Source organism: uncultured Shewanella sp. (assembly GCF_947495455.1).
GTDB lineage: Bacteria > Pseudomonadota > Gammaproteobacteria > Enterobacterales > Shewanellaceae > Shewanella.
Genome location: NZ_CANLZC010000193.1, coordinates 1 through 4,232, shown reverse-complemented (window position 1 = coordinate 4,232; position 4,232 = coordinate 1). Strand labels below are relative to the sequence as shown.

The window sequence follows — 4,232 nt, the reverse complement described above, 5'->3', positions numbered from 1 at the left end:
CTTTGATTCAGCTCATGATAAGTCAGTTCTTCCCCTTCAAACACAAGGGCAACATTATTCGGTGTCTTTTCGACTTGCGCTTCAAACAACTGCTGCAGCGTTTTATCTTGCGGGTAAGGCGTGTCAGTTTGATTCCATTCATGCAGTAAGGTATGGCGTTCATCATCGGATAATAGAGATAGTGCTTGGTGTCGCAAAGTGGGTTGCTCACTCACTTGCTCAAATAGCCTTTGCATCTGCTGTAATAATCGCTTAATTTGCTTCACTTCAATAATGCTCTGCTCATAGCTAATATTTATTATTAATGCATTCGATTGCTCATAGGCCGTAATCGACAATGGGTAATCCGTCTTCTCTATGGCTTTTCGAAAACACAATACATTCTGTGCATCATGAATCGGCATTGGATAATTTTCAAACACCAACAAACTGTGAAATAAGCGCTCACCTTGAGTTTGTAAGCCCGCCAATGACACACTGCTGTAACTATTGAGCTCAAAGATATTGTGCTGAATTTGCTGTAACACTTCGGCACATGTCTCATCATTTTTCCAATTAACCACTAAAGGCAAGGTATTGATGTGCAGCCCAACACTCGTCTCTATACCTTCAACGGGAATATTGCGGCCTGAAACCGTCGTCCCCACTATCGTTTGCTCATCTTGAGTATACACTTGAAGTATCTTATGCCATGCAAACTGCACCGCGACATTCAAGGTTATTCCCTGTGCCTGACACATAGCTTTCAACCGTTCCAACGCTTCCCCTTCAAGACATAACTCTTGGGAACTAGACGAGTTAACCGTTTTCAGTGTCTCTAAATCAACTTTGTGACTCAGCAGCGGCCCGATATCATTGGCAGCTTGCCAATATTGACGCTTGTCACTCCAATAAGCTTGAACCTTAGATTGCTGATGAGCATGCCAAGCTTGCGCTTGAAGATAACTAGTTTCTGCTTCGATTTTTGGCCTCTGGCTTTGGATTAACGCTTGATAAGTGTCATAAACAAATTGCCATAACACTGGAGCACTCCAACCATCACTGATACTGTGATGCTCAGTCTTAATAATGCTCCATAATGCTTCTTGCTGTTTAATGAGTGTGAAGCGAATAAGACCTGGTTGAGTTAAATCGAAACCTTGCGCCCTATCTTTTTGTTGTAAACTTATGATTTCTACTTCACGTTCAACCTCATCCAAATGAGTTAAATCCACGAGATTGAAATGACGCTTATCGATAGAAGCGCCTCTAGTGATAATTTGTAGTGGAGCTCCATCCCAATCAAAAGCAATACGAAGTGCAGGGTAACGTAATGATGCTAAACGCCACGCCTCCTGATAACAATCAATGTCTAACTGGGCTTGATAATCTAACAATAACTGCACGCAATACGCATCATCATCAGGATAGGTCAATCCATGTGCAATAAACCCCTGCTGTAAGCTATTGGCACTAAACAGGGTTTCAATATCATATTGTGTATGCAACCGATTGAGCCGCTCCAATGTCAGCCCAGAAACAGCATAATCGGAAGGCGTGTGTATACCACCTGTTTGTGCTTGCAATGCACTCTTTGACACAACATCAATAAGAGCCTGCTTAAAGGCATGAGTAAATAATAGAGACTGAGTCTGAGATAATTGAGATTGCACATCAAAACACAAGCAAGCATCGATAATTGCCCCATTAATATTCAGCAGATTATCATCGATATTATCTGGTGAAACCGTCAATCCAGCCTCTTCAGCCGTTAACTGCCATAATGAGCTTGCATCCTCTGTCTCACTACTATTGTTTGTTTGGTTGAGTTGCCCTAAATAATTAAAGCTCACTGGCGGCAATTGACTCATATCTATCTTTAGCGCACCAAACCCTAGGCCTTTATCAGGAATTGCCCGCAAACGCTCTTTGGTGTCAATAATAGTGTCACTGAGTTCATCCTTAACATTCAAGATGATAGGAAAAACTGTCGTAAACCAACCCAGAGTATGAGAAATATCAATACTCTCATCGATAACTTCACGCCCATGCCCCTCTAGCGTAATGGCAATCTGAGCCTTTCCCCACAGATGCTTAAGGGCAACTGCTAACGCACTTAACAATAGATCATTAATTTCAGTATAATAACCTCTGGGAGACTCATGAAGTAATTGACTGGTCACCGCCTCTGACCATTGAATGCTATGGTGCGACGGAGTACAAACAGTGGGGTAACTTATCTGCTCACTTAGCCATAATTGCTCTTGCCAATAATCAACTTGGTTGACATGAGCGGCGCCATAATCTGCGACACTTTGCACCCATTGACGATAACTACTGGTTTTAGGGCCGAGCGCTTTTCCCGTTAATAGTTGCGCCATATCATCAGCGATAATACGCCAAGACACCGCATCAACAATGAGGTGATGTAAAATAAAACACAGCCTAGCAGTATCATCTTCATAACCACGCAAATACACCACTTGCCATAACTTAGCGTCACCAATATCCAAGGAGGCTTGCAAGTCTGTCAGCTGAGTATTCAATGCTTCGTCATCTAACAGGAATACATTTATGGCCACTAACGGCGCCATGGTGCTATTTTCAGTATAAGACTGGCGATATCCATCGTCCGTTAATTTGAACACCACCCTCAACATATCATGCTGTTTTGATAGCTGAAGAAGGGCCTTATCTAAGGTCGTCATCGCTATCGTATTGGGAATGGAAAGCATAAAAGATTGATTAAAATGATTTGGATTAGCCAGCCCTATATCAAAAAACCATTGCTGAATTGGCAATAGGGCAAACTCCCCTAATAGCGTCTCTTGCTCCGCCTTAACCTCAATAGCACAAGCGTCTAACTCTGCTAAATACGCCGCTAATTGACTCACAGTTGGCGCATCAAATATCGCCTTAACTTGTAAATTAAACCCAATTTTTCGCAGACGAGAAACCAGTTGAATACTGACAATAGAATCCCCACCAATGCGAAAAAAGTTATCATGGATCCCCACTTTATCCAGCCCCAGAACGGCTTGCCAAATGTGACACAGCTGTTGCTCAAGCTCATTTCGAGGCGGCGAGTAATTGCCTGTATCAATCAACATAGGCTCAGGTAGGGCTTTTTTATCTAACTTACCGTTAATTGTTAAAGGGACTTCATCAATCACAGTAAAACTGGTCGGTAGCATATAGTCGGGTAAACACGCTGCTAAGCTTTGCTTGACTCCTTCAATCTCCAATGATAATTCAGCTTCTACGAGGTGGCGGGATAATGAATGGCGGTCATTTTTAAAATAAATCGAATCGACTTGCATATCGGGCACAATATAAGCCGCGATAAAATGACTGTTATCTGTCTTATAATCAATCACTACAGCTTGTTTTATGCCACCCAATCTTTCTAATGCGGCTTGTATTTCACCAAGTTCTATACGGTGACCGCGTATTTTTACCTGCTCGTCATTACGGCCTACATATTCTAGATTACCATCTGGCAAGTACCTCACTAAATCGCCCGTTTTATACAAACGGGTATAGCCTTTTTCTATGTCTTTTTCAGTAGCAAAGGGGTTTTCGATAAAACGCTCTACGGTTAACTCGGGACGGTTTAAATAGCCACGAGCAAGACCTGCTCCACTTAGATATAATTCCCCCTGTGTACCAATAGGAACTAAGCAACATCTTCCATTCAAAACATAGACTTGAGTATTATCAACCCCCTTTCCTAGAGGAGGAGAAACAACAGCATTTTCTAATGAACACTCATGAAAAGTCGCATCAATAGCAGCTTCTGTCGGGCCATACATATGATACAAACTTGTTGAGTTGCTACTCACTTGATAAAAGTCATCAACTTGGGCTGCTGTTAATGCCTCACCTCCACAAAAAACACGACGAACCGAAGCAGGTAATGCTTGGCCTGAAGCGGCCAATGATTGACAAAACCCTCTCAACATAGAAGGAACAAAATCTAAGGCCGTCACTTCTTTCTCTAGAATTAATGAATATAATGCCTCTGGCTGAGTATGAATATTTGGCGAAGCTATGATTATACAGGCACCCACTTGAGTTGGTCCCAATAATTCCCATAGTGAGACATCGAAAATATAAGGTGTTTTTTGTAACACCACATCAGATTGAGCCAATAAATGCTGTGATTTCATCCAATGGAGACGATTTATGATACCAACATGCGCCATCATCACGCCTTTAGGCTGCCCTGTGGTTCCTGAGGTGTAAATCACATA

The 4,232-nt window shown here is 42.2% G+C and carries 1 protein-coding gene; it reads right to left on the bottom strand.

The window, feature by feature from the left end; translation table 11 throughout:
* Positions 1–4,232, bottom strand: a 4,232-nt coding sequence (locus Q0791_RS24515; protein ID WP_299011886.1) for a condensation domain-containing protein, incomplete at both ends; no start/stop codon positions are given.